This window comes from Cyanobium sp. ATX 6F1 (assembly GCF_024346315.1).
GTDB lineage: Bacteria > Cyanobacteriota > Cyanobacteriia > PCC-6307 > Cyanobiaceae > ATX-6F1.
The window spans coordinates 47,802-73,583 of sequence record NZ_JAGQCS010000003.1; the positions used below are offsets into that span (position 1 = coordinate 47,802).

The 25,782-nt window shown below is 68.2% G+C and carries 23 protein-coding genes and 1 tRNA gene; 12 read left to right on the forward strand and 12 right to left on the reverse strand.

The window, feature by feature from the left end; all coding sequences use genetic code 11:
• Positions 1-34 precede the first annotated feature (34 nt).
• From KBZ13_RS05365 to KBZ13_RS05375, 3 genes are all read right to left on the reverse strand, one after another.
• Positions 35-652 (reverse strand): hypothetical protein, encoded by a 618-nt coding sequence (locus tag KBZ13_RS05365; protein WP_255007208.1) that lies wholly within the window; start codon positions 650-652, stop codon positions 35-37.
• Between the two features lie 146 nt (positions 653-798).
• The gene (locus tag KBZ13_RS05370) at positions 799-1,179 is read right to left on the reverse strand and encodes a cAMP phosphodiesterase (protein ID WP_255007209.1); all 381 of its coding nucleotides are present in this window, start codon (positions 1,177-1,179) and stop codon (positions 799-801) included.
• A 317-nt stretch (positions 1,180-1,496) separates the two neighbouring features.
• On the reverse strand, positions 1,497-1,931 hold the full coding sequence (locus KBZ13_RS05375; RefSeq protein WP_255007210.1) for a cAMP phosphodiesterase: 435 nt from the start codon (positions 1,929-1,931) through the stop codon (positions 1,497-1,499).
• A 242-nt stretch (positions 1,932-2,173) separates the two neighbouring features.
• Between KBZ13_RS05375 and KBZ13_RS05380 the strand changes: the two genes are divergently transcribed.
• Positions 2,174-2,246: transfer RNA gene (locus KBZ13_RS05380), tRNA-Glu, on the forward strand.
• A 229-nt stretch (positions 2,247-2,475) separates the two neighbouring features.
• Here the strand turns inward: KBZ13_RS05380 and KBZ13_RS05385 are convergent.
• Positions 2,476-3,051, reverse strand: coding sequence for an SRPBCC family protein (locus KBZ13_RS05385; RefSeq protein ID WP_409995614.1), 576 nt, complete (start codon positions 3,049-3,051; stop codon positions 2,476-2,478).
• 137 nt (positions 3,052-3,188) lie between these two features.
• On the opposite strand from KBZ13_RS05385, the gene petH reads away from it, so the two are divergent.
• From petH to KBZ13_RS05410, 5 genes are all read left to right on the forward strand, one after another.
• Positions 3,189-4,382 (forward strand): ferredoxin--NADP reductase, encoded by a 1,194-nt coding sequence (gene petH / locus KBZ13_RS05390; RefSeq protein ID WP_255007211.1) that lies wholly within the window; start codon positions 3,189-3,191, stop codon positions 4,380-4,382.
• Between the two features lie 205 nt (positions 4,383-4,587).
• Positions 4,588-6,111, forward strand: a complete 1,524-nt coding sequence (zwf, locus tag KBZ13_RS05395) for a glucose-6-phosphate dehydrogenase (protein ID WP_255007213.1) — start codon at positions 4,588-4,590, stop codon at positions 6,109-6,111.
• A gap of 74 nt (positions 6,112-6,185) precedes the next feature.
• Positions 6,186-7,496 carry a glucose-6-phosphate dehydrogenase assembly protein OpcA gene (locus tag KBZ13_RS05400; RefSeq protein ID WP_255007215.1) on the forward strand — a complete coding sequence of 437 codons (1,311 nt, stop codon included), beginning with the start codon at positions 6,186-6,188 and terminating at the stop codon, positions 7,494-7,496.
• Between the two features lie 20 nt (positions 7,497-7,516).
• Positions 7,517-8,977: a cobyrinate a,c-diamide synthase gene (locus KBZ13_RS05405; protein ID WP_255007216.1), complete on the forward strand. Its 1,461-nt coding sequence runs from the start codon at positions 7,517-7,519 to the stop codon at positions 8,975-8,977.
• Between the two features lie 19 nt (positions 8,978-8,996).
• Positions 8,997-9,683: a GAP family protein gene (locus tag KBZ13_RS05410; RefSeq protein WP_255007218.1), complete on the forward strand. Its 687-nt coding sequence runs from the start codon at positions 8,997-8,999 to the stop codon at positions 9,681-9,683.
• Here the strand turns inward: KBZ13_RS05410 and KBZ13_RS05415 are convergent.
• Genes KBZ13_RS05415 through folD form a run of 4 tightly spaced genes read right to left on the reverse strand, consistent with a single transcriptional unit; the run spans position 9,680 to position 13,496 of the window.
• Positions 9,680-11,107 carry an ATP-dependent RecD-like DNA helicase gene (locus tag KBZ13_RS05415; RefSeq protein WP_255007220.1) on the reverse strand — a complete coding sequence of 476 codons (1,428 nt, stop codon included), beginning with the start codon at positions 11,105-11,107 and terminating at the stop codon, positions 9,680-9,682. The genes KBZ13_RS05410 and KBZ13_RS05415 overlap by 4 nt on opposite strands.
• Positions 11,104-11,637, reverse strand: coding sequence for a divergent PAP2 family protein (locus KBZ13_RS05420; RefSeq protein ID WP_255007221.1), 534 nt, complete (start codon positions 11,635-11,637; stop codon positions 11,104-11,106). The genes KBZ13_RS05415 and KBZ13_RS05420 overlap by 4 nt, the downstream gene beginning before the upstream one ends.
• Positions 11,634-12,536 (reverse strand): geranylgeranyl diphosphate synthase CrtE, encoded by a 903-nt coding sequence (gene crtE, locus KBZ13_RS05425; RefSeq protein WP_255007223.1) that lies wholly within the window; start codon positions 12,534-12,536, stop codon positions 11,634-11,636. The genes KBZ13_RS05420 and crtE overlap by 4 nt, the downstream gene beginning before the upstream one ends.
• Before the next feature lie 51 nt (positions 12,537-12,587).
• Positions 12,588-13,496: a bifunctional methylenetetrahydrofolate dehydrogenase/methenyltetrahydrofolate cyclohydrolase FolD gene (gene folD / locus KBZ13_RS05430; protein WP_255007225.1), complete on the reverse strand. Its 909-nt coding sequence runs from the start codon at positions 13,494-13,496 to the stop codon at positions 12,588-12,590.
• 78 nt (positions 13,497-13,574) lie between these two features.
• Here folD and KBZ13_RS05435 point away from each other — a divergent pair, with 78 nt between their 5' ends.
• Positions 13,575-15,665: an HDIG domain-containing metalloprotein gene (locus KBZ13_RS05435; RefSeq protein ID WP_255007226.1), complete on the forward strand. Its 2,091-nt coding sequence runs from the start codon at positions 13,575-13,577 to the stop codon at positions 15,663-15,665.
• Between the two features lie 13 nt (positions 15,666-15,678).
• On the opposite strand, the gene ppk2 is transcribed toward KBZ13_RS05435, so the two are convergent.
• Both ppk2 and KBZ13_RS05445 read right to left on the reverse strand, forming a co-directional pair.
• Positions 15,679-16,473: a polyphosphate kinase 2 gene (gene ppk2 / locus KBZ13_RS05440; RefSeq protein ID WP_255007228.1), complete on the reverse strand. Its 795-nt coding sequence runs from the start codon at positions 16,471-16,473 to the stop codon at positions 15,679-15,681.
• 51 nt (positions 16,474-16,524) lie between these two features.
• A complete protein-coding gene (locus KBZ13_RS05445; protein WP_255007230.1) occupies positions 16,525-17,019 on the reverse strand; it encodes a hypothetical protein in 495 nt (164 codons plus the stop codon).
• A 111-nt stretch (positions 17,020-17,130) separates the two neighbouring features.
• Between KBZ13_RS05445 and KBZ13_RS05450 the strand changes: the two genes are divergently transcribed.
• Complete coding sequence (locus tag KBZ13_RS05450) at positions 17,131-17,427, forward strand: hypothetical protein (protein WP_255007231.1); 297 nt, start codon at positions 17,131-17,133, stop codon at positions 17,425-17,427.
• 28 nt (positions 17,428-17,455) lie between these two features.
• On the opposite strand, the gene KBZ13_RS05455 is transcribed toward KBZ13_RS05450, so the two are convergent.
• On the reverse strand, positions 17,456-18,487 hold the full coding sequence (locus tag KBZ13_RS05455) for a transglycosylase SLT domain-containing protein (protein ID WP_255007232.1): 1,032 nt from the start codon (positions 18,485-18,487) through the stop codon (positions 17,456-17,458).
• Positions 18,488-18,659: 172 nt separating this feature from the next.
• On the opposite strand from KBZ13_RS05455, the gene KBZ13_RS05460 reads away from it, so the two are divergent.
• Genes KBZ13_RS05460 through def form a run of 3 tightly spaced genes read left to right on the forward strand, consistent with a single transcriptional unit; the run spans position 18,660 to position 21,141 of the window.
• A complete protein-coding gene (locus tag KBZ13_RS05460; protein WP_255007233.1) occupies positions 18,660-19,094 on the forward strand; it encodes a cupin domain-containing protein in 435 nt (144 codons plus the stop codon).
• 30 nt (positions 19,095-19,124) lie between these two features.
• Positions 19,125-20,630, forward strand: a complete 1,506-nt coding sequence (locus KBZ13_RS05465) for a peptide ligase PGM1-related protein (RefSeq protein WP_255007234.1) — start codon at positions 19,125-19,127, stop codon at positions 20,628-20,630.
• A gap of 22 nt (positions 20,631-20,652) precedes the next feature.
• The gene (gene def / locus KBZ13_RS05470; protein ID WP_255007235.1) at positions 20,653-21,141 is read left to right on the forward strand and encodes a peptide deformylase; all 489 of its coding nucleotides are present in this window, start codon (positions 20,653-20,655) and stop codon (positions 21,139-21,141) included.
• A gap of 4 nt (positions 21,142-21,145) precedes the next feature.
• Here def and KBZ13_RS05475 read toward each other — a convergent pair whose 3' ends face one another.
• Positions 21,146-24,076, reverse strand: a complete 2,931-nt coding sequence (locus tag KBZ13_RS05475; RefSeq protein ID WP_255007236.1) for an HD domain-containing phosphohydrolase — start codon at positions 24,074-24,076, stop codon at positions 21,146-21,148.
• 197 nt (positions 24,077-24,273) lie between these two features.
• On the opposite strand from KBZ13_RS05475, the gene KBZ13_RS05480 reads away from it, so the two are divergent.
• Positions 24,274-25,767 carry an iron uptake porin gene (locus KBZ13_RS05480; RefSeq protein WP_255007237.1) on the forward strand — a complete coding sequence of 498 codons (1,494 nt, stop codon included), beginning with the start codon at positions 24,274-24,276 and terminating at the stop codon, positions 25,765-25,767.
• The last annotated feature ends 15 nt before the right edge of the window (positions 25,768-25,782 follow it).

Below are 25,782 nucleotides of genomic sequence, written 5' to 3' on the forward strand. Positions count from 1 at the left end.
GCTTCGATCCTGCCGCTCCGCTCCCCCTGCCGCTTCACCAGAGGGTGGGACCCTTGCCGATGGCGGCGTTGCAGCCCACCTGGGTGCCGAGCAGGGCGCCCAGGGGCACCGCCCAGGAGCGGCCGTCCTGACGGGAGGCGGCATAGCCGACGCCACCGCCCACCAGGCCACCCACCAGCCGGCCGATCTGGCAGGTTTTCTGCTGCTGTTGGGCATCGGCCTGCGTCAGCGGAGCGTTGCCGTCGAGCTGAGCGGCATACCCCTGTTGCCCGTAGGTGGGCTGGATGTAGTCCTGGCGGTAGGGCTGCCGGTAGGCCTGCCGGTAAGGCTGGGCGTAACCGGGCTCGTCGTAGCCAGGCTCGTAGTTGACCTGGTAGGTGGGTCGGTAGACCTGCCGGTAGGTCTTGGTGCGCACGGGTACCCCGTAGCTCTGGCGAACGACCGGCGCCGGCCGGTAGCTGGGCTGGCCGTAATTGCGTGAGCCGTCATCGCGATATTCCACCGTCGTCACGGTGCGTTCGATGATCACCGGCTGGCTCTGGGCCAGGGCGGCGACAGGGCCGAGCAGGGCCGCAGTGGCGAGGCCGCAGGCCAGCAGGACAGGGCTGTTGGAACGCCAGGCCGGGCGGCTGGAGCGCTGAAGGTCATTCATGGGATCGGAGGCGATGGGACATCCCAGGTGTGAGGGATGAGCCAAGCAAAGCCCTGAGATCTGACCCAATCACAACTGGCACATGTGCCAGTTGTGGCCAGATGCGACTGGCCCTGCCCTGCAGGGCATCTGGGCCCTCCTGAACCCTATTTCGCGGCTGGAGCCGGAGCGGGTTTGCCGCCGGATTGCTGCTTGATCAAGCCTCTTACATTCTTGACAACATCAGCCGGCACATTATCCGGACAGATCTCAACGGCGTCGATCACTGCGGAGTTGCTCGAGCCCTTGCGGAGTTCATCGCGCGCTAGGGGCTTTGGGCCCATTTGAACGATCATGCCACCGTGCTGACCCTGGAGAACTAAAGAAATAGTCTCTCCAGCAATCGCCACGGCCCTGTCGAATTCGATCCCGGCCGCTCTCATGACGCAGATGTTAAGGGCTGCGAGACGTGTGTAAAGCCTAAAGTCGGCATCGGTTGCTGGGTCTGCGAGGGCCGGCGTGGGCAGCAGCAGCGGGGCCAGCAGCAACGTACCGGACCAGCGTAAGAAGGTGGGCATGCTAGATGGATTCTAGAAGCCGACACTCTGATCTACGGGTTCCCTTCTGTCTGTGTCTATGGGCATGTTTTCGCTTCAACGCGTCCACTTGGAGCGTTGAAGGTTGCTCATGGGATCGGAGGGCGGATGGACATCCCCGGCGGGGGGATTCACCTAGACAACCCTACCGATCTGACTCAACAGCAACTGGCACATGTGACAGTTGCTGTCAGATGCGACTGGCCCATGACCAGCTCCCGAACGATCCCCGCAGAGGCGCTGCGGGGGAGCCGTTTCAGCCCGGTGGGCTACTTGGCTGGGGCGGGTGCGGCGCCGGGCGCCTTGCCACCGGACTGCTGTTTGATCACGTCCTGAACCTTTTTGACGACATCCGCAGGGACCTCCTTCGGGCAGATCTCCACGGCGCCGATCACGGAGGAGTTATTGGAGCCCTGGCGCAGCTTTTCGATGGACAGGGGGTTGGCTCCCACCTGCTGGATCAGGCCACCGTGCTGGCCCATCAGCACCTGGGCGATGGTTTCACCGGCAATCGCCACGGCCTTGTCGAATTCGACCCCAGCTGCCCGGGCGATGCAGACGTTGATGGCGGCCAGACGGCTGTAGAGCGTCATGTCGGTGTCGGTGGCCGGGGCCGCCAGGGCCGGGGTGGGCAGCAGGGCCAGGGGCAGCAGCAGCAGCGGGGCCAGCAGCAACGGGCTGGACCAGCGGAGGAAGGTGCGCAAGCTCGACGAAGGCGAGGAGGCCCCATGGTGAATCACAGGGGTCCCGGCTGTCGGTGCCCTGGGAGGCCTGTTTTCGCTTCAACCTGTCCCTTGGAGCGCCCTGCGCGCGGCCCCCGAATCGCGCCCGCACCGGCCCGCCTCGGCCACTGGCGTGGAGGGGGTCCTTCCTTGACGAAGGGCCTGTCGGCCCCGTAGTTTCCCTGCATCGGAGCGCACACCCACGGGGTGCGGTTCGTGGCCTCGCCCCCATCGTCTAGAGGCCTAGGACACCTCCCTTTCACGGAGGCGACAGGGGTTCGAATCCCCTTGGGGGTATTCAATCCGAGCTCAGTGTTTGTTCTCACGAATACTGAAAAATCGCCCTTTGAGAAATGCTCGTTGCGCTTGATCGCAAATCGAGCAGCAATCGAAGCGCCCATTCGTTACCCGCTTCAGGGTCAACGACCCCATGGGTTTCAAGCTGTCCGTAACGCTGCCATCGCTTCCAAGGTTGTTGTGCTTGGAGTCGATGCCATCACCGACGGAGCGGCGGTTGGCCTGGAGCTCAGCTTGTGGCCCGGCGCAGGGCCTCCTGTTGCACGGCCCGGAGGTTGGCGGCCAGGTCTTCCCGCAGTTGTTTTTCGATCATCCCAATTGGCATTCCCGGTCGCCCCTGCACGGTCAACTCGTAGTACAGGCGGGTGGCGCTCGTGTCGCGATCGATCCGCCAGATGCCCTCAAACCGCCTGAAATCTCCGCAGCTCATCCGGAAACACAGACATCCGTTGCTCTCCTGCTCGGTGAGCTCCAGCTCCACCCGGGCACTGAAACGAAGGCCGCAGAACTGCTGGGACCCCACCTGCTCCAGGCCCACCACCGCACCCTTGCGCCATAGCAGGCGGCTGGAGGCCAGGTTGGGGATGAAGCCACTGAGGTTGTTGTAGTCGGTGAGCACCGACCAGAGCAGCTCGGGTTCGAGGCTCAGCCGTAACAGGACCGCCAGCCGACGCGTGCCATTGGGCAGACGCTCCATCTCTTGCTGGATCGTGTCCAGGGCGCAGATTTCGCTGCCGATGTCCCGCAGGGTCGTGGTGGCGATTGGATTGACATCGCTCTTGAACAGAGCCGGAAGCTGCGCCAAGTGGTGTTCAGCGGGGCGGGCGAGTCCAGGCCGCCAACCTAGCCTTGCCAGGACGAATTGAGGGACTTTGGGCCCCGGATCTGACCGGGAGAGGTGTTCCCTATGATCACCCGCAAGCTTTCCGGGGCCTCGTATCCATGCGCGTTTCGACCGCCACCACCAGCCGGGACGACTCCCGCATGTTCACTGTGGTGGTCAGGGGTTACGGCGCCGGCAGCCAGCGCCAGGCCGAACGCACCATCAACGTTCCCTTCAGCCGGTTGCAGGTGCTGGTCCAGTCCATCGCCCAGCTCGGTGGCCAGATCCTGTCGGTGAATGCCACCGACGGGCCCTCGACCGAGCGCTCCACCCCTGACGGCGCCACTACCACCGCCACTGCCGCAGACCCTGCCTCCTCGAACCCTGCCCCCTCGACACCTCCTTCCGTGAGTACGACCCCCGCCCACGAAGCCGTTCCCGTCAACCTTTACAAGCCCAAGGATCCCTACGTGGGCACGGTGCTGGAGAACTACTCCCTGCTGGCCGAGGGGGCGATCGGGCGCGTGAACCACATCACCTTCGACCTGTCCGAGGGCAACCTCCATTACGTGGAAGGCCAGAGCATCGGCATTATTCCCGATGGTGAGGATGCCAAGGGCAAGCCCCACAAGCTGCGCCTCTATTCGATCGCCAGCACCCGCCACGGCGACAACCTTGAGGAGAAGACCGTTTCGCTCTGCGTGCGCCAGCTGCAGTACGACAAGGAGGGCGAAACCATCCTCGGCGTCTGCTCCACCTTCCTCTGCGACATCGAGCCGGGCGCCAAGGTGAAGATCACCGGGCCCGTGGGCAAGGAGATGCTCCTTCCCGCCGATGAAGACGCCAACGTGATCATGCTGGCCACGGGTACCGGCATCGCCCCGATGCGGGCTTACCTCCGCCGCATGTTCGACCCGGGGGAGCGCTCCAAGAACCCCGGCTATCAGTTCCGTGGCAAGGCCTGGCTGATCATGGGGGTTCCCAAGACGCCGAACCTTCTCTACGAAGACGACCTGCAGAGCTACCTGGCCGCCTTCCCCGACAACTTCCGCTACACCAAGGCCATCAGCCGCGAAGAGCAGAACCCCAACGGCGGTCGCATGTACATCCAGGATCGGGTGGCCGAATACGGCGAAGAGATCTTTGCCTGGATCGAAGATCCCAAAACCCACGTCTACATGTGTGGCCTGCGGGGCATGGAGCCCGGCATCGACGAGGCGATGACCAAGGCAGCCGAGTCCAAGGGTCTGAACTGGGCCGAGTTGCGCCCCCAGCTCAAGAAGGCCGAGCGCTGGCACGTCGAGACCTACTGACCTCCAGCTCCAGCCCGCCTTCGGCGGGCTTTTTGATGCCCGCTACGGCGCCGCTGGGGGGTCTGATGCTCCCCCTGGATCGGCGCCTTCTCCGCTCGTGCCGTTTGGCGGATTCCACACAAACCATGCCCCCAGACCCCCGCGGCAGGGTCAAGCCGCTTTTCGTGGTTAAACCAGGGGCACCGCTTTCAGCGATCCCGCGCCCATGACTGTCAGCCACACCAATCCCCTGCGGGTCGGCCTGCGCCAGGAGCGGGTGATCGCGCCCCAGTGTCTGGTGATTTTCGGCGCCAGTGGTGATCTCACCCACCGCAAGCTCATCCCTGCCCTGTTTGAGTTGTTCCGCCAGCGGCGGTTGCCCACCGAGTTCGCCGTGCTCGGCTGTGCCCGGCGGCCCTGGAGCGACGAGGAGTTCCGCCGCCGCATGACCGAGGCCCTCGCCGGCGAGATCCGGCAGCACCAGAGCGCCTGGGCCCAGTTCGAAAGCTGCCTGTTCTATGAGCCCGTCGACCTGGAGCAGCCCGCCGATGTGGTCCGCCTCGGCACCCGCCTGGAGCTGATCGACCGCCAGCGGGCTACGCGCGGCAACCGCACTTTTTACCTCTCGGTGTCGCCGGCGTTCTACGGCAGCGGCTGCCGCTCCCTGGCGGCCGCCGGTCTGCTCAAGGACCCCAGCCGCAGCCGGGTGGTGATCGAAAAACCGTTCGGCCGCGACTACGGCAGTGCCCAGTCACTGAACCGGGTGGCGCAGGCCGCCGGCCAGGAGAACCAGATCTTCCGCATCGACCACTACCTGGGCAAGGAAACGGTCCAGAACATCCTGGTGCTGAGGTTTGCCAACGCGATCTTCGAGCCGATCTGGAACCGCAACTACATCGCCAATGTGCAGATCACCGCTGCCGAGACGGTGGGGGTGGAGGATCGGGCCGGGTACTACGAGTCGTCTGGTGCCCTGCGGGACATGGTGCAGAACCACCTCACCCAGATGCTCGCCCTGACCACCATGGAGGCCCCGGGCCGCTTTGATCCCGAGGCGATCCGCAACGAGAAGGCCAAGGTGCTGCAGGCGGCCCGGCTGGCGAACGAGGGGGAGCCCTGGAAGTGCTGCGTCCGCGCCCAGTACGGCCGTGGTGGCAATGCCATGAACCCGGTGGCCGGTTACCGCGAGGAACCGGGGGTGAACCCTGAGAGCACCACCGAGACCTACGTGGCCATGAAGCTGTTCGTCGACAACTGGCGCTGGCAGGGGGTGCCGTTTTATCTGCGCACGGGCAAGCGCCTGCCGAAGCGCATCAGCGAAGTGGTGCTCACCTTCCGTGAGGCACCCGTGCACCTGTTCGATGCCGCCGGCGGGAGTCCCACGGCCAATCAGTTGATCCTGCGCATCCAGCCCGATGAGGGGGCGGGATTTCTGTTCGAGGTGAAGGCCCCGGGCTCGGGCATGCGCAGCCGCCCGGTTGACATGCACTTTTCCTATGACGAATCGTTCGGGGAGCCTTCCGATGAGGGCTACGTCCGCCTGCTCGCCGACGCCATGCTGGGGGATCCCACCCTGTTCACCCGGGGCGATGAGGTGGAGGCGGCCTGGCGCCTGTACACACCGCTGCTGGAGCTGATCGAGGACAACCCAGAAATGCTGCCCATCTACACCTACGAGGCCGGCACCTGGGGCCCCGGAGCCGCCGACAGCCTGCTCGCCGAAGACGACCTGATGTGGCGTCGCCCGTAGGGCGCCGACTAACTCGCCCGTAGGAAGGTCACCCCCCCCCCGCCCTTTCGTCGTTCTCTTTCACCACCCACCCCATGGCTCCCCAACTCACCCTCCAGGCCCCGCTTGAACTTCCACCGCAGGAGGTTTCGGCCTACCTGGACAGCCTCTGGAGCAAGGAGTTGGCCGAGGCCGGTGGTGGGGCTGTCACCTTCACCCTGGTGGTCTGGGAACCCTCCTGGCTGCAGCAGCAGCTGATCCGCACCGGCCGCCTGGATGGCCCGATCAGCGGCCTGCTCGATGATGAACTGCTGGAGGCGGCCCGCGCCGCCGTGCCGGATTGTGGCCTGCCCCCGTTCACGGCCCCCTCGGCCCCGGAACTCACCTGGGCGCTGGGTTCCTTGCCCGGCCACCACAGCGCCGAGGATCTGCGCGGGCAGTTCGTCGACCGGGCGATCAGCGTCCACCAGCCCCGGCGCCTGATCACCCTGGCCCCCACCCTGGCCTCCGATGCGCCCCTGGAAACACTGGTGGCGGCCTATTGCCCCCTGCCGGAAGAACAACACGGCAGCCGTGGGGAAGCCTGCGGCGACGTGTTGGTGCTGCGGGGCGGCATGGGGGCCGTGGGCAAGGGCCTGGCCATGCTCCAGCCCCTGATCCCCAACGATCTGCCCTGCTGGGTCTGGTGGAACGGCTCCCTGGATGAGTCGCCGGAGCTGCTGGAGGGGCTGGCCATTCCCCCCCGGCGCCTGGTGGTGGACAGCTCGATCGGCACCCCCCGCCGCTGCCTGGATGTGCTGGCGGAGCGGATCGAAACCGGCCAGTCGGTCAACGATCTGAACTGGCTGCGGCTGCGCAGCTGGCGCGAATCCCTGGCCATGGTGTTCGATCCCCCGAGCCGCCAGGGGGCGCTCAGCCGCGTGGTCCAACTGGACATCGATGTGGAGGGCAACCACCCGGTCAAGGGGCTGCTGCTGGCGGCCTGGATCGCCGACCGGCTGGGCTGGCATTTTCAAAGCAGCTATCTGATTTCCACGGGCAACCCCGAGGGCGACGGCATCGGCGCCGAGTTCCAGCGCACGGACGGCGACAGCGTGCAGCTGCGGCTGATGCCGGTGCCGGTGGGGGTGCCCAAGACCCACCCGGGTGCCCTGGTGGGCCTGCGCCTGATCTGTGCCCCCGAGAGTCAGCCGCCGTTGTGCGTGATTCTCTGCTCGGAGTCGGGGGGCTGCATGCGTCTGGAGTCCGGCGGGGTGGCCACGATGCAGCTGGTGGAGGAGGTGGTGCCCCTGCCCAACGAGAGTGAGGAGATGGAGATGGCGCGGCTGCTGGCTGGGGGCCACGACACCACCAACCCGTTGCTGGCGTCGGCGGCGCCCCTGGCTGCCAGGCTGCTGCCGCAGTGAAGGCTCCCTGAGCCGCGGCCATGGCCTGTCTGATCGCCGCTCCCACCAGTGGCAGCGGCAAGACCCTGTTGAGCCTCGCCCTGGCCGCCCTGGCCCGCCGCCGCGGCCAGTCGATCCAGACCTTCAAGGTGGGGCCCGATTACCTGGACCCCCAGCTGCTGAGCCGGGTGAGCGGCCGCAGTTGCCGCAACCTCGACCCCCTGCTTTGCGGCGAGGAGTGGGTGCGCCGCAGCTTCGAGGGCTACGGCAGCCGGGCCCAGCTGGCGCTGGTGGAGGGGGTGATGGGGCTGTTCGATGGCCGTGGCCCCAGCAGCGCGGGCAGCTCCGCCGCCGTGGCCGTGCAACTGGGGCTGCCGGTGGTGTTGGTGGTGGAGGCCAGCCGGCAGGCGGGCTCGTTGGCGGCCCTGGTGCGGGGCTTCCGCGACCACGACCGCGCCGTGCAGCTGGCGGGGGTGGTGCTCAACGGCGTCAGCACCCCCCGGCACCAGGCGTTGCTGGCAGAGGCGCTGGCCGCCATCGAGGTGCCCCTGCTCGGGGTGCTGCCCCGCCACGAGAGTCTCAGCCTGCCGTCGCGCCATCTGGGGCTGTTGCCCGCCCACGAGTTGCTGGATCTGGACCAGCGCCTGGAGGGCTGGGCCGCCCTGGCGGAGGCGCACTTAAATCTGGAGCGGCTCTGGCCCCTGCTGGCGGCGCCGCCCCCCCCGGTCGCGGGCACGGACGATCCGATCCGCTGGTGTCTGGCCCAGGCCAACCCAGGGGGGGATCTTGAGAGCCGCGGGGCGGAGTCAGCCGCCCAGGGAGCGCCCGATGGCCGCGCGCCCGTGCCGGTGGCGATCGCCAGCGACGCCGCCTTCCATTTCCGCTACCCGGAAGCGGTGGATTTGCTGGAGGCCCTGGGGCTCGAGGTGCACCCTTGGCAGCCCCTGGCTGATGAGCCGCTGCCCAGGGGCACCCGGACGCTGATCCTGCCGGGGGGCTACCCGGAGCTGCACGCCGCCGAGCTCTCCGCCTGCCGCCGCAGCCTCGGGGCCCTCGCGGACGCCGCCGCCGCGGGCCTGCCGATCTACGCCGAATGCGGCGGGCTGCTGCTGCTGGGATCGCAGCTGGAGGATCCGGCCGGGGTGGGTCATGCCATGGCCGGCGTGTTGCCGTTCAGCGCCCGCCGGGGTGCCCTCGATCTGGGCTATCGCCAGGCCACCCCCTTGCGCGATGGGCTGGTGGTGCGCCGGGGCGAGAGCCTCAGCGGCCATGAGTTCCACCGCTGGGAGCTGCGGGACGCCGGTGCTGGTGCCCGTGCGCTCTGGGAGCTGGAGGGTTGGGGTTCCCCCCGCTGCGCCGAGGGCTGGAGCACGCCCCGGCTGCATGCCAGTTGGCTGCACCTGCACTGGGCGGGCTGCCCGGCGATTCCCGCCCGCTTGGCCGCCGCCGCCCTGGGCGCTTCTGTGAGCCGGCCCATGGGTGGGGCCGTTGCGTTGGAATGACGGCACTGAAGCAGCCCCCATGATTGATCCGAAGCTCTGGGGCGAACTGTTCGCCTATGGCGCCGGCATCAGCTTCAGTCCGATCCACATCGGCCTGCTGCTGCTGTTGCTGCTGGGCCCCCGGCCGCTGCTGCGGGGGGGGCTGTTCGTGCTGGGCTGGGTCACCACCATCGCCCTGCTCACCACCTTGATGCTCACCGTCGGCCATGGGTTGCTGTTGAGCATGGACAAGGGAACCGACCACCGCACTGGCCTCGACCTGCTGGCCGCCGGTGCCCTGCTGGCCCTGGGGCTCAACGAGCTGCGCCGCCGCCGCGAGGAGGGCGATGGCCCCCCAGGCTGGACGCGCACCCTCGATCGGCTGGTGAACCAGCCCCTGCCGCTGCTGATCGGGGCGGCGGCCGCCATCGAGCTGGTCAGCCCCGATGATCTGTTTTTGGCGGCCAAGGCGGCCGGAAGTGAGCTGGCGGCAGGCCTGAGCCGGGGCCAGGAGTGGCTGGCGACCGGCTTCTTCACCCTGGCGGCGAGCCTGCTGCTGCTGCTGCCCCTGGCCCTGGTGGTGGTGAGGCGCGAGGGCGTGCTGCCCCAGCTGCAGCGGGCCAAGGACACCCTCTATGCCCGCGGTGATCTGGTGGTCGGGGGCCTGAGCCTGGCTCTGGCGGGCTACCTCGGCTGGCAGGGGATCGAGGGGTTGCGGCTCAGTTAGTCCGAAAGCCAGCGCCGCCAGTGCTCAAGATCGGCCGCCGAGCCGCTGGCCCCCATCAGGCTCACCCTCCTGCGGGCGCGGCTGACGGCCACATACACCAGCTGGCGGCGCAGCACCGGATCGGCGGGCCAGAACACATCGCGTTCCACGAACACCTCGTCGAAACTGCTGCCCTGGCTGCGGTGCACCGTGAGCACGGCCGCTGGTCCCAGGGACGCGAAGGCATCGCGCACCAGGAAAAAACGCCGCCACAGGGAGCGCCCCTCCTGTTTGCCCGCCTCGCGGGCCTGCTGGCGCAGGCGGGAGAGCACCGCCTCCAGCTGGGCGCGGGCCACGCTGCCCAGGGGCGGCAACAACCGCAGGCCCAGGCTGCTCTCGCCCGCCTCCACCGAGGCCGTGAGCGTGTCGATCACAGCCACTCCGAATTCAGGCCCCACGCCGAAATCGGCCAGATTGCAGAGTTCCGGGGTGACATCGCGCACCACCAGCTCCCGGTTCGATCCCAGCACCATGTCCGGTTCCTCGCCTCCCTCCTCCCCGTCGCGGCAGGCGGGGGCCATCACCGCCGACCGGGTGATCAGCACTTCCCCGGGCAGCACCGGCAACTGATCGGCCATCGCCCCGTGGAGGGCCCGCCGCGCCAGGGGCACCAGCGCCTCCAACGAGCGGTTGGTGTAACAGAGCAGGCGGGCATGGTCGGGGTCATCGCGTTCGGCGCCGACCCGCAGGGCCGCCACGGCCGCCTCCAGCCAATCACCCTTGGAGAGCACGGCCACCTGACCTTCCGGCCGCACGAGCGCCGGCCCCAGGGGCGGCAACTGGCAGGGCAGCTCGCCCCGGCGGAGGCCATCGGCCAGGCGCAGCACCGGGCCCTGGTGGCGCACCACCTCCTCCAGCTCATGGCCGGCCCGGCGGCTGAGGGCAAACACCGGGCTGCTGGCCTCTCCCACCGGGGGCAGCTGGGCCGGATCACCCACGAACACCAGCCGGGTGCGGAAGGGGTGGGCGCAGCGCAGGGCGATCTCGAGCAGGCTGCTGTCGACCATCGAGGCCTCGTCGATCAGCACTAGGCCCAGGTGCTCGAGGGCCCCGGCGGTCTGCTCGGTTTCCTCGCAGCGCTCCCGGTCACGTTCGCGCTTGAGCTTCAGCCGCAGCAGCCGGTGGATCGTCGACGGGTACCAGGTGGGCTGCAGGCCGGCCCGATGCAGCTGCTCCTTCACCACCCCGACGGCCTTGTGGGTGGGAGCGACCACGGTCCAGCAGAGGCCGGCGGCCTCGGCCTGGGCCAGGAAGGCGATCGAGAGGAAGGTTTTGCCGGTGCCGGCGGCGCCACTGAGCACGAAGGGCGTGCCATCGGCCGGGGCCTTGAGCCAGGCGGCAAACGCCTCCGCCGCCAGCTGTTGACCTGTGGTGAGGGGGCTCAAGCCAGGGGCAGCCAACCCAACCCCTGGGCGATCTGCAGCGGTGAGCCGGCCAGGGCCAGGCCGGTGAGGGCGATCGCCGGCCCCAGCAGGCTGCCGGCCAGCACCTCCAGCCGCGTGTGGCCCAGGTTTTCCTTGAGGGGCTTGAAGAGTGGCAGGGAAGGCTCGGCGGCCTCCAGGGGCTGCAGGCCACCCACCGGCCGCACCTCCCAGAGCCCATCGGGCAATCCGTTCACCCGTGCCGAGATCTGGCCGGCGGCCCGGCGCACGCCGCTGGCGTCGTAGAGCACGATGAAGGCCAGCGTGGCCGCCAGGGCAAACAGGGGATCCCCCCAACCCAGCTCCCAGCCGATGCCGGCGGTGGCGCCGGTGATCAGGGCGGCGTGGCTCGAAGGCATGCCGCCCGTTTCGATCAGCACCGCTGGCCGCCAGCGCCGGTGCACCACCAGCTCGATCAGGAGCTTCGAGAGCTGGGCCAGGCCACAGGCCGCCAGGGCCCAGGCCAGCACTCCGTTATCGAGCAACTCGATCATCGATCGCGGCTCGTGATGTAGCCCGCCAGGGCGAGCAGGGGCTGGGCCTGGTCCCGCCAGGGCTCCAGGGCTTCGTTGGCCTCGCGCACCAGCGCCTCGGCCCGCAGACGCGATTCCTCCAGCCCCAGCAGCTTCGGGTAGGTGGTCTTGTCGGCGGTGAGATCCTTGCCGGCGGTCTTGCCCAGCACGTCGCTGCTGGCGGTCACATCGAGGATGTCGTCGATGATCTGGAAGGCCAGGCCGATGCCGCGAGCGTAGCGGCGCAGGGCGGTGAGCAGCTCCTCGGAGGCGCCGGCGATCAGGGCACCGGTCAGCACGCAGGCCTGCAGCAGGGCGCCGGTCTTGTGCAGGTGGATGTACTCGAGGGTGTCGAGGTCCACCTGCTTGCCCTCGCACTCCAGGTCCACCACCTGGCCGCCCACCAGCCCCGGGGCGCCTGAGGCCAGCGAGAGTTCGCCCACCACCGCCAGCAGCCGCTCGGCGCCCACGCCAGGGCTGCGCAGGGCCACCATCTCGAAGGCGCGGGTGAGCAGGGCATCGCCGGCCAGGATCGCGTTGGCCTCGCCGTACACCTTGTGGTTGGTGGGCCGGCCCCGGCGCAGGTCGTCGTTGTCCATGGCGGGCAGGTCGTCATGGATGAGCGACATGGTGTGGATCATCTCCAGGGCCACCGCCGTGGGCAGGGCCAGATCGCTGTCGCCACCGGCCAGCTCGCAGGCCGCCAGGCAGAGGATCGGGCGCAGGCGCTTGCCGCCCGCCAGCAGCGAATAGCGCATCGCCTCCCGCAGGGATTCGGGCCGCTCCGGGCCCAGGGAGCCGTCAAGGGCCGCTTCCACCCGCAGGCGGGCGGCCTCCAGGTAGGCGGCGAAATCGAAGCTCGTGCTCACCGCCACGGTCATGGGTACCAGCGCGCTGGGGCGGATTCTCTCAGGCGGGCGGCCGATCGGGCCTCAAGGCACCAGATCCGCCAACGGATTGTCAAGTCCGTGGCGGCGGCCCCAGGCCACCACCGTGTTCACCAGCAGCATCGTCACGGTCATCGGGCCGACGCCGCCGGGCACCGGGGTGATCGCCGCAGCGATCGGCTCCACCTCCTCGAAACGCACATCGCCGCAGAGCTTGCCCTTGGCGCCAGGCCCCGCCGCCGGATCAGGGGGCAGCCGGTGGATGCCCACGTCCACCACCACCGCGCCGGGCCTCACATGCTCAGCGCCGATCAGCAGCGGCTGTCCCGCCGCCACCACCAGCACATCGGCCTGGCGGGTGAGGGCCGCCAGATCCCGGGTGCGCGAGTGGGCCACCGTGACGGTGGCATCGGCGGCCTGAAGCATGAGGGCCATGGGCTGGCCCACCAGGAGGCTGCGGCCCACCACCACCGCCCGAGCACCGCTCAGGGAAACCTGGGCCTGGCGCAACAGCGCCATCACCCCGGCCGGAGTGCAGCTGCGGGGCCCGCTCTCCCCCTTGGCCAGGCGCCCCAGGTTGAGGGTATGCAGGCCGTCGGCGTCTTTTTCAGGATCGATCAGGGCCAGCAGCGGGCTTTCCTCCAGGCCCTTCGGCAGGGGCAGCTGCAGCAGGATGCCGTCCACGCTTGGATCGGCGTTCAGCCGCTCAATCACCGCCGCCACCGCGTCCGCCGGGTTGTCGGCGGCCAGGTGGGCGCCGTGGCTGGTGATCCCCACCCGCTCGCAGGCCTTTTCCTTGTTGGCGACGTAGACACCGCTGGCGGGGTCGTCCCCCACCCGCAGCACCGCCAGACCCGGAGGCCGGCCCGCCTGCTCGAGCCCGGCGGCGATCGCTGAGCGCAGGCGAAGTTCCAGCGCCGCCGCCAACTGGCGACCATCGAGACGCAGGGCCATGGGGATGGGATTGCGCGACGACCCCCAGCATGCAACCCGATGCTCGGTGCCACCGCTAGTTTTGAGCTTCTTCTGTCCATGACGGTGTTCCGCCTGGGTCGCGCGAACAAGCTCTGGTGGCAGCTGCTGCGGCAGGAAATGCCGCGTCAGGCCCTGGCGATCTGGCGGACCAGGGATCTGGTGGCCATTGCGATGGTCTGCGTGCTGGTGGCGTTCCTCTCCAGCTGGCCCTGGCTGGTGGAGCCCAACCTGCGCCCCGGCGTGGCCGCCCCTGCCGACACCTGGGCGCCGAAGGCTGCCACGGTGGTGGACAACGACGCCCTTGAGCAGCGGCGGACCCAGCTGGGCAACCGCAGCCATGTCCAGGTGGTCGACCAAGGGCTCTCGCTGGAGCTGCAGCAGCGGCTGGACCGCCAGCTCAGGCAGCTGGAACGCCTGGCCCCCGCCGCCCAGGGCAGGGTGGCTCCTTTCGATCTCACCCCCCAGGAGGAGGTCTGGCTCAACGACCTCTCGCCCGGCCCGCGCCGGCAGTGGCAACGGGCCCTCCATGGCGCCGCCGAACGGATGCTCAGCCAGGGTCTGGTGGCCAGCCTGGCCAGCAGCCAGCTGGAGCAGGCCGCCCGCCTGCAGCTCGCCTCCCTCGGGGAACCGGCCCGCAGCCTCGGGGCCAAGCTCCTGGCCAACAGCTTCCAGGGGCGCTCCAACCTGCGCATTGACGCGGCCCTGAGCCAGCAGTTGATCGAGGAGGCCCTCACCCAGCAGGGGCTGCCCCTGATTCATGTCAAGAAGGGTGATCTGATCACCCGCCGCGGCGAGCCGATCAGCCCCCAATCCTTCGATGTGCTCGATTACTTCGGCCTGGTGAACCGTCGCCCGCTGGTGCGGGCCTGGCTGTTCCACTTCAGCGAGGCCCTGGCGGTCAGCGGCGTGATGGTGCTGCTGATCCGGCGCTGGCGGGCGAGCCTGGAGCCGCGCCAGGCCCTGCTGGCCCTGGCGATGTTGCTGGTGGTCCAGGGCCTCAAGCTCGCTCTTGGGGCCGCCGTCAATCCCCTGGCCGTACTGGTGGCCCCCACCCTGCTGGTGGCCCAGGGACTGGGCACTGCCTCGGGACTGGCCTGGCTGGCGGCCGCCAGCCTGCTCTGGCCCGTGCCCTACGAGGCGATGAGCGAGTCCAGGTTGCTGATCGCCTCGGCCGTGGCGGCCGTGGCGGCGATCCTGGCGGGGCGCCAGCGCAGCCGGGCCCAGCTGTTGCAGCTCGCGGTGCTGCTGCCGGCCGGAGCCCTTGTGGTGCAATGGCTACTGCTGCAGAGCACGGTGCTCACCGGCCGCAGCCTCGGGGTGCCGAACAGTGTTGCTGAGCTGCTGGGGGAGGCGGTGCTGGTGGGCGGACTGCTGATGGCCGGTCTGCTGCTGGCGCCCCTGGTGGAGAGTTCCTTCGGGCTGCTGACCCGGGCGCGGCTCCTGGAGCTGGCGGACCACGAACGCCCTTTGCTGCGCAGGCTCTCCTGCGAGGCCGCCGGCACCTTCGAGCACACCTTGATGATCTGCGGCCTGGCGGAGGAGGGGGCCCGGGCGATCCACGCCGACGTGGATCTGATCCGCACCGGCGCCCTCTATCACGACGTGGGCAAGATGCATGCCCCCCAGTGGTTCATCGAGAACCAGGCCGATGGGGTCAACCCCCACGAGGCCCTCGACGATCCCTACGCCAGTGCCGCCATCCTCCAGGCCCATGTCGATGAGGGGCTGAAACTGGCCAAGCGCTACCACCTGCCCCGCCCCCTGGCGGATTTCATCCCCGAGCACCAGGGCACCTTGAAGATGGGCTACTTCCTGCACCAGGCCCGGGAGCGGGACCCCGACTTCGATGAGAGCCGTTTCCGTTACCGCGGGCCCACCCCCCGCAGCCGTGAGACGGGAATCCTGATGCTGGCTGATGGCTGTGAGGCGGCCTTGCGCTCCCTGCCCCCCGACACCTCCAAGGCCCAGGCCAGTGAGATGGTGCGGCGCATCGTCGACGCCCGCCAGCGCGATGGCCAGCTGGCGGCCAGCGGTCTCAGCCGCGGTGAGCTGGAGCTTCTGATCCAGGCTTTTGTGGCGGTGTGGAAGCGCATGCGCCACCGGCGCATCCCCTACCCGATCCCCGCCAAGAAGGGCTACAGCGCCTGATCCCGTAGGCTCCTCAGAACGGCTCTGAGATGCGCTGGGGGGAGCTGAGCGGTTCGATGTAATCGCCCGGTTTCTGGCGTTTCGGCAGCGTGATCGACGGGGCCTTGATGGGCTGGTAGGGGATCTGATCGAGCAGGTGGCGGATGATGTTCAGCCGGGCGCGCTTCTTGTCGTTGGAATCAACCACGAACCAGGGGGCATGGGCGCTGTCGGTGGCGGTGAACATGGCATCGCGGGCGCGGGAGTAGTCGTACCAGCGGCTATACGACTCCAGATCCATCGGCGTGAGCTTCCAGGTCTTGCGGCCGTCGTGGATGCGCCCCTCCAGCCGCCGGGTCTGCTCCTGCTGATCCACCTCCAGCCAGTACTTGAGCAACGTCACGCCTGAATCCACGATCGCCTTTTCCACGCTGGGTGCCATACGCAGGAACCGCTCCACGGCTTCTTGTGAACAGAAGCCCATCACCCGTTCCACGCCGGCGCGGTTGTACCAACTGCGATCGAAGATCACCACTTCGCCGCCGGCGGGCAGATGGGGCATGTAGCGCTGCACGAACATCTGGGTCTTCTCCCGGTCGCTGGGGGCCGGCAGGGCCACCACCCGGAAGACGCGGGGGCTGACCCGCTCGGTGATCCGCCGGATCGCACCTCCTTTGCCGGCGCCGTCCCGCCCCTCGAACAGGATGCAGACCTTGGCGCCGGTCTTCACCACCCACTGCTGGAGCTGCACCAGTTCGACCTGGAGGAGCCCCAGCTCCCGTTCGTAGTCCTTGCGGGAGAGCTTCTGCTTGCTGTCTTGATGGCCCATGGGTGCACGCTGGCTGAACGGTGGGTGTGGATCGAGGTTGGGTCTTCTCGTTCAGTCAGCGGGGCGGCGCTTGAAGATCAGCGAATAGGAGCGACCGAAGCCCTGGTCATCGAGGTTGCGCAAGGCACTGGTCGCCAGCTCCCAGCCCCGGTCCCCCATCAGGTTCAGCAGCTCGTGGAACTGCGCCGTGGCTAACAGACCGTCGCAGGAACTGGTGGAGATCGGCTGGCCGTTGATCAGCACGCGTTCCAGCACGGAACCGCCCTCCTGCGGGGCGAATTCGACCAGCAAAAAGCAATACTCCCAGCGCTCACCGGTGGGGGCGCCGATGATGGCCTCGATGCTGAGGGGGTGGTCGATCCCATCCGATGGCAGCCAGGAGCGCAGCGCCTCCAGGGGCACCTGGCAGAGCAGCGCCCCATGGCTATCGCGGAGCACGTAGCCATCGGCGGTGTGTCCGCTGTGGCTCTCGTCCGGTTGCCCGTCCCGGGGCAGCAGACCCGTGCCCTTGGCGACGGCCAGGGCGGTGTGGAAATCGGACAGCATGGCCCTCGGTGGATCCCTGGGCCCAGCGTAGGGACGGCACCTGGCAGCAGAGTTGCTGAGAACCTGCGCCGTCTTGGCGCTGCCGACCCATCGCATCGTTGGCTACCGCCCATGACCGCCCAGCTTGAGGGGCCCTTCCAGCCCTGCTTCGAAGCCATTCCAGCGATCAGCCTCGATCGCTGGGGGGTGCCGCTGGTCTTTCTCCGTCATCGCGCGCAGTGGGAGGGCACCGCCCGCGGCATCGACACGGCGGGCCACTGCATCGACACGCGACTGGTGTTTCCGCTCACCGATGAGGGGATCACCCTGGTGTCGGATGACCACCGGGTGCGTACCACCCAGCTCTACGAAGACGGCGTCTACCGGCACGTGACGATGATCGAGGAATGGCGACAACCGCGCCCCTGAGAGGCGATCGGTCTGCTCAACCCCCCGCTCAGCTGGGGGGTTGAGCGAGGGGCGGAGCGCTTCCGGGTGACTGCTTGAGATAGGACTGAACGGGCAGGCGCTGGCGCTGCACGTAGCCCACCGGCAGCCAGAGGTCGCCGGCGTTGGAGATGATGTGGATCTCCCAGTTGTAGAGGCCGTTGAAGGCGGCTGGATCTTGCTTGAGCAGGGCGGCGTAGGCGAGCACGCCGCGCACGTAGTGGTCGCTGTTGTTGTAACCCCACAGCCCCTTGCGGATGTCCTTGAGGCCGCCGCGGCGCACCAGATAACGGGCGGCGGCCTGGATGGCGTCGTGGGGGTCGCGGATGTCGCCGCGTCCGATGCCGCGCTCCGCCCAGGTGGTGGGCAGGAACTGCATCGGGCCATGGGCATCGGCCACCGACACCCCATCGATGCGGCCCATGCCGGTTTCCACCAGGTTGATCGCCGCCAGCACCTCCCAGGGGATGCCCGTGGCCGCCTGGGCCTTGCGGTAGTACCCCAGCAGGGACCTAGCGGGCTCGGGCGGGATGATTCGCCAGGCCGGCACGGTGGCCGAACCGGGCCGGCCCCGCTGCATCGCCAGGAATTCCCGCCGGGCCGCCAGATGCAGGTCGAGCACGGTCCACCAGCGCTGGGGCAGTTCCCGTCGCACGGCTTCCGCCAGCTCCGGCCTGCGGGCCAGTAGCCGGATGATCACCTGTTCCTGGTGGCCCAGGGCCGGCAGCTCGGCCGGGGGGGTGTCGGGGGAGCGCAGCCCCTCCTCCACCTGGCTGAACAGGGCAGCCAGGGCGACGGGCTCGGCGGGAAGCTGGGGGTAGGCGCGGCTGACGAGGTTGGTGCTCGCCGCGGGGGCCGCTGCCTGGACTGGCTCGGCCTGGGCCGGCTCAGCCTGGGCCTTAGCGGTTGGGCCGGCGGCTTGTTCTGCCGCCACGGCCCGGTCGCTGGCACTCTGCGGGCTGCGCGGCAGGAGCGCCAGGGCCATCAGGAGGGCCCCGCCGCCGACGGTGAGCAGCCAGGGGAAGGGGGAAGAGCGACGCACTGGAATCCTGGAACCGCTGCTGGATCGAACCTATCTGCGCCCAGCGCTTCTGGGGGCCCGCGGCGCTGCGGCCAGGCCTTGGGCAATCGCTGACAACGGGGATATTCGGTAGCAAGCAAGCCGTCAATCCGTGATTTTTGTCGCGACTCTTCAAACATCTTGAGGACACCCCATGGCCCCGGCCCGTCGCGTCGAGGTGCTGCCCCTGGAGGGAAGCACCGCCGGCCGCACCTTCTTCTGCCATCCCCAGCCCAGTGATGCGACCCAGATCGCCGAGCTGGCCCCCGACCAGCCCTGTGAATTGTTCTGTCACCGGCTCCAGACCGATCAGATCATCCTGATGCGCGGCTCCCTCGACCTGGTGGTGCTCCAGGGCCGCCGCCTGCAGCGCATCACCCTGAGGGAGGACGAGCCCAAGCTGGTGCGCATCCCCCCGGGCGTTCCCCACGGCGCCATCACCGTTGGCCGCCGCTCGGCCACGGTGGTCAACGCCGTGCTGCGCCATGGCCCATCCGACCCGCGGGATGTCCTTCCCCGGAGGGTGCCGGCGTCGTTGATGGACCAATGGCGACAACTCATGCGCGAGTGCGGCGCCCCTGAGGAATGATGGAACCACGGGCCCTTCGCAGGCGTTCGGATGGCCCTCAGTTTCCAGGAACTTCAGCAGCAGCTGCGTCAGCGCTCGCCCCAGCGGCGGGGTGAGGACGACACCAGCGATCTGCTGGTGGTGCCGTCGCTGTCTTTTGAGCCCCGGGAGCTGGCCCTGGTGAGCGGCGTCCATCATTACGAGGAGCGAGCGCTGTTCGAGTTGATGCGCCTGCGCAATCCGCACACGCGCCTCACCTACCTGAGCAGCACCCTGCTCAGCGAGCTGGTGGTGGAGGCGGTGCTGGAGCTGATGCCCGGCATGCCCGCGGCCCATGCCCGCCGGCGCCTGGCGCTCTTCGACACGGGCGATGCCTCCAGCCGGCCCCTCACCGCCAAGCTGCTGGAGCGACCGGTGTTGCTGCGGCGGATCCGTGAGCAGCTGCGGCCCGAGCGCTGCGTGATCAGTTGCTTCATGGTCACGGCGCTGGAAAAGGAGCTTTCCGAACGGCTGCAGATTCCCCTGCTGGGCACCGATCCGGCCCTGGCCCCCTGGGGCAGCAAACGGGGCAGCCGGCGGCTGTTCGCCCGCTGCGCTGTGCCCCATCCCCCCGGCAGCGAGCTGGTGCACGACCTGGACGCCCTGGCGGAGGCCACCGCGGAACTTTGGGAGGCCCATCCGGAGCTGGAGCGGGTGGTGGTGAAGCTGAACGAGGGTTTCAGCGGCGAGGGCAATGCCTGCCTGGATCTGGCACCCCTGGCCCTCGCTCAGCATTCAGCCGAGGCCCGGCGGCGCCGGCTGCGACTGGCCCTGGAGGTTCTGCCGATGCCCCCGCCGGAGTGGCGCGACTTGCTGGTGGAGCAAGGGGCGCTGGTGGAGGCCTGGCTGCAGGGGGGCGAGGCGATCAGCTCGCCGAGCGTGCAGGGAATGGTCCATCCCGACGGCACGGTGGAGGTGCTCTCCACCCATGAGCAGGTGCTGGGGGGGGCCAGCGGCCAGACCTACCTCGGCTGCCGATTCCCCGCCGCTGACGCCTACCGCAGCGCGCTCCATCGCCATGGCCGGGTGGTGGGGGAGGCCCTGGCCGCCGAGGGTGCCCTTGGGCGCTATGCCGTTGATTTCATCGCCCGCCGCCAGGACGGCGTGTGGGACCTGCAGGCGATCGAGGTGAACCTGCGCCAGGGGGGCACCACCCACCCCTTCCTGGCCCTGCGTTCCTCCACCAACGGCTGGCTCGACCCAGCCAGCGGGCTGTTCCACGCGCCCACGGGCCTGCCCCTGTTCTATGAGGCCACCGACAACTTCTGCGATCCGCGTCTGAAGGGTCTGCTGCCGATCGACCTGATCGACATCGCCTGCGAGGCGGGCCTGCACTACGACCCAGCCGAGCTGCGGGGAAGTGTGTTCCATCTGCTGGGGTGCCTGTCGGAATTCGGCAAGCTGGGGCTCACGAGCATCGGCCGCAGCCCCGAGGAGGCGGCCCAGCTCCATGCCGCCACCACCGAGCGCTTGGCACGGGCCGCCCAGGAGCTTCAGGCTGGGGCGCTGACCTCCTGAGAACACACCCCCAGAAACAACCATGGCCGTTCGCACGATCCTGCTGGAGGGGGACCCGCGCCTGCGGCGGGTCGCCGAACCTGTGAACCCGGAGTCGATGTCAGATCCCGCCCTCCAGGCGCTGATCGACGACCTGCGCGACACCATGGCGGCCGCCGAGGGTGCCGGCCTGGCGGCCCCCCAGATCGATGTGAATCTGAGGGTGGTGATCTTCGGAATCACCGTTAACCGCCGCTACCCCGAGGCGCCGCCGATCCCGGAGACGGTGTTGATCAATCCGCTGATCACACCCCTGGGTGAGGAGCTCGAGCGCCGCGAGGAGGGTTGCCTGAGCGTGCCGGACCGGCGGGCGCCTGTGAGCCGTTGGGCGCGCATTCGCTACCGCGGCTTCGATGGCCTGGGGCGCCTGATCGAGCGGGAGGTGGAGGGCTTCCATGCCCGGGTGGTCCAGCACGAGGTCGACCACCTCGATGGGGTTTTGTTTCCTGATCGCCTTGAGGCCTCGGCCTAGGCCCTCAGGGGGCCAGCAGCGCCTCCTCGTCGACGGCATCGATCTGCTCGGGCCGCAGGTACTGCTCGGCGTAGCGCTTGTAGACCCCGGAGCGGATGAACAGGGCGAACAGATCGGGGTCGATGTGCTGGTCCTTTTTCATGAAGCCCATGATCTTCAGGGCCTGGGAGAGGGTCTTGCCCTTCTTGTAGGGGCGATCGACGGCGGTGAGCGCCTCGAAGATGTCGGCGATCGCCATCATCCGCGCCACCTCGCTCATCTCCTCGCGCTTGAGGCGCTTGGGGTAGCCGGTGCCGATCATCGTTTCGTGGTGGCCGCCGGCGATCTCCGCCACCTGGCTCATGTGCCGCGGGAAGGGCAGGACCGAGAGCATGCGGATCGTCTGGATGATGTGCTCGTTGATCTTGAAGCGCTCCTCAGCCGAGAGCGTGCCCCGGGCGACGGAGAGGTTGTAGACCTCGCCGCGGTTGTAGAGCAGTTCGGGGGCGTCCACCTTGAAGCCGTAGGGGTTGTCCGCCTCGATGGCCGTGCTGCCTGCGGGGCGCTCGATGCGGTGTTCGGGTTTGTCCGCCAGCAGGGGCTCGATGGCGGGCACGGGCACCGCCGGCTGCAGTTGCTTGCGCAGCAGTTCCTCGGTGGAGACACCGAGGCGGTCGTCGAGGGTGCGCCGCCAGGTGCGGGCGGCGATGGCGTTGAGCCGCTCGATCCGATCGGGGGCCATGAACTCGCCTCCCTGGTTGCATTCGGCCACGAAGGCGAAGTCGTCGTCGAGCTGGGCGAGTTCGGAGTCGCGCTCGGCGGCCAGGGCGGTGGCGTCACCGCCGGCGGCCAGCTGCTCCCAGTAGCGGAGTTCCGCATCGCGCTTGAGCACCTCGAAGCGCATGCGCACCTCGTGGATGCGGTCGTAGATGGTTTCGAGCTTGGTGGCCTTGTCGACCACGAATTCCGGCGTGGTGACCTTGCCGCAATCGTGCAGCCAGGCGGCCACATGCACGGTCTCCCATTGCCCTTCATCGAGCTGGAAGTCTTTGAAGGGGCCGTCGCTGCTCTCGCAGGCGGCGGAAGCGAGCATCTTGGTGATCTCCGGCACCCGGAAGCAATGGCCGCCGGTGTAGGGGCTCTTGGCGTCAATCGCGTTGGCGATCAGCTCGATGAAGGACTCGAACAGGGCCTTCTGGGCGCGGATCAGTTCCCGGGTCTCGAGGGTGACCTCGGCCGTGCTTGAGAACGCCTCGGTGAAGGCCACCAGTGAGGTTTCCGGTGCTTCGTCGAACCAGAGCAGCAGTAGACCCAGAAGCTGCTTTTCCCTGTTCTGCAGGGGAACGGCCAGGTAGGGGGCGTTCTGCAGTGTGAGGGCCTCGGCCAGCTGTTTCTCCACGGCTGAGCCCTGGTCGCTGATCGTGCCCTGGAGCACCTTGCGGGCATCCTCCAGGCCAAATTTGCGCTCAATGGCCTCCGACGCCAGTTGTGTGGGAGGGAGGTTCAAGGGCTGTTGGTCGGCCCCCATGGCCTGCACGGAATCAAGGCTGTCGCCCCCTTCATTGAGCAGGAACAGGGCCCCACCCTTGGCCTTGGTGTTGAGAATCGATTCCCCCAGAATCCGCTCCAGCAGACGCTCGAAATTGGGCTCCGAGGCGATCGCGGCGCTCACCGAAAGGAAGCGACGGATCGTTGATTTCATGCCGTCGATGGTGAGCGACAGGTCGTCCACCTCTTTGACGATCGAGCGGGAGGCCGGGCGATCGGAGAAATCGAAGTTGCGCACGGCCTCCGCCTCCTCCGAGAGGCGCCGCAGGCTGGCGGTGACACGGCGGGAGATCAGGATCACCAGCGGCAGGGCGATGGCGATCGCCAGCAGGGTGGAGAGGATCGAATCACGGCGCAGGGTTTTGGCTCCCTCCAACAATTCCTCGTCGGGGACGGCCACCACCAGATAGAAACTCCTGCCGGAGACCAACGGGATTTTCGCGACGGCCAGTTGCCAGTTGGCGCCACCCAGGCGTAACTGGCGCTCCACCAGCTTGGTTCCGCCATTCAGTTCGGCGATGATGGGGGGAAGATTTTTTCCTGCCTGGTTCAGCACCGGCACCTGCACCTCAGAGAGCGTGCCCAGATCTTTGAGCAACTGATTGCGGGCGTCCCGGTCGGGCATCTGGGCGAAATCGTCCAGGGCGACCACTCTGTTTTGGGCATTCACCAGGGCAAGCTTCGTGCCCGGGGTGATGCGTTGACGTTTCAACAGGGCACTGACTGTGGAGAGGCGCAAGTCCGCCGCCAGCACCGCCTGGCCGTCGGGGGCTCGCTGGGCCAGGGTGACCCCGAGGCGGCCTGTGCTGGCAAAGCGATAGACCTTGGTTGTGATCGGCTTGGGGGTGACGATCGCGGCCTTGAACCAGGGGCGGGTGCGCGGGTCGTAGGTCGAGAACTCCGGTGCCAGCTCCGTCCTCATGAGCTTGAGTTGCTTGTCGAACAGCCAGACCCGGGCCACATTGCGGGCTCCCGTGCGCTCGTTCGTCTGCAGCACGTACTGGGCCTCCTGGGGAGCCTTGAACAGGGTGCGGTCGACGTCGTCCCAGATGTACCGCAACAGGAAGCGGTCGCCATTGGCGTAGCCAGCGAGATAGGAGGTGGCCGCCGGCGTGCTCTGCAGGGCGTCACGCAGGGCGGGAACGAAGCTGAGCCGCTGGGGCAGTGTGCGGACGTTGCCGAGGGGCGCGAGACGCTCCAGGTTGTGTTGCGCCCCTTTGATATCGAGCAGCAGTTGCACTTCCGCCGAGGTCTTGGCCGCCGCCGCGGCCATCAGTTGGCGGTTGGCCTTGAGCAGCAGGTCGCTGCTGCGCTGGTAGGAGGTGATCGCGATGCCCACGCCTGTGAGCAGAACCACGGGCACGAACAGGGCCGAGAGTCCAACGTGGAGGCGCAGGCGGCTGAGCATGGGCTTCAACAACGAAACAACTCCCGGCGTGGAGGCGCCAAGGAGATGGCTCTGAGGCTAATAGCACCGATCGGAATCGTCTGTCCGGACACGTCCCGAGTGGCAGGTCGTACTGTGGTTTCTAAACAGCTAACCAGTCAGGTAAGCCCATTGGGGTGATTTCACAGGCTCTACCCGCCTTGATCATGGCCTTCTCCGTGGCGACCTCAGGAGCAGCGGCGAAGGCGGAGACGCTGGAGGCAGCGACTCTGGCGGCTGTGCTGGAACGCCACGGCTGCGGCGGCGCCATCCCAGAGCGCCCCCTGGGGGAGTCCCCCCCCCTCAGCCGCTCGGAGGCAGCGGCCCTGCTGGAAATCTGCCTGGAGCGATCCCCCCCCCTGAGCGACGGGCTGCTGCGCCTGCGGGAGAAGTTCGCCCTGGAGCTGAAGCAGCTGGAGGCAACGGCCTTCTCCACCACCACGACCCTCTCGGGCGTCAGCAATTTCGTGCTGGGGAGTACCGCCTATGGGGGTGATGTGGCCGCCAACCTGCCGGGCACCACCCCCGGCAACAGCCCCCGCGACGCCGTCAGCTTCAACTACGAACTCAGACTGATTCTCAACACCAGCTTCACCGGCAAAGACCTTCTGTTCAGCCGGCTCCGCTCGGGCAATTTCAACGCCAGCGCCTTTGATGGCACACCGGTGCGGCTCTCGAAGATCGATGCGGCCTACAGCCCCACGATCATCGGGGCCGACGGCCTTGCCGTGGCGGCGGCGAACGTGGTGCGCCTGGACCGTCTCTCCTACCGCTTTCCGGTCGGCCAGGAGTTCACGTTCCTGGTGGGGCCCCTGAGCCGGAACCATGACACCCTGGCGATCATCCCCTCGGTGTACGGCACCCGGGGCGGCCCGCTCCTGGAGTTCTTCACGTTCTATGGAGCTCCGGCGGTCTACAACAAAGCCACCGGGGCCACCCTGGCGGCGATCTGGCGCCAGGAGGTGCCCAGGGGGCGGGGCCGCTGGGGGGCGTCGGTGAGCTACGTGGCCCAGCGGGGCGGGTCTGGGGATCCTGCCGCTGGCGGTCTTTTCAATGGCAACAGCGCAGCGAACCTCACGGCCCAGGTCGGCTACCAGGCGCCCCAGTGGGCCCTGGCCGCCGCCTTCCGGAGCGGCCAGGCGGGTACCCGAGCCAACGTGGGCACCACCTTGGGCAGCGCGATTCTGGCGGCCGGCGACGGTGGGACGTCCGGATCGAGTCTGAATCTCGCGCTCAGTGGCTACTGGCAACCGCAAAGCAGCGGCTGGATCCCCTCAATCAGCGCCGGCTGGGGCAGCAGCTGGATCCACCAGAACGCCGACGCCTTCCCCACGCCCCAGCCCCTGAATGCCCTCACCAATGTCCGCTCCAGCCGCTCCTGGTCGGTGGCCCTGGAGTGGAAGGATGCACTGGCCAAGGGTTACACCCTGGGGGCGGCCGTGGGCCAACCCACCCAGGCCTCGGGCCTGCGCACGGGCCGGGTGGCCGATGGCAATTTTGCCTTCGAGCTCTGGTATGCGCTGCCGATGAGCGACAGGATCACGGTCACCCCAGCCGTCTTCTATCTGAGTCGGCCCTTCGGCCAGCTGACCCGCAACGCCTCCGGCGCCCAGAACGCCGACGGCCGCTTTACCGACCTGGGGGTGCTGCTGCAGACCGCGATCAGGTTCTGAACCCAGCACGGCCTT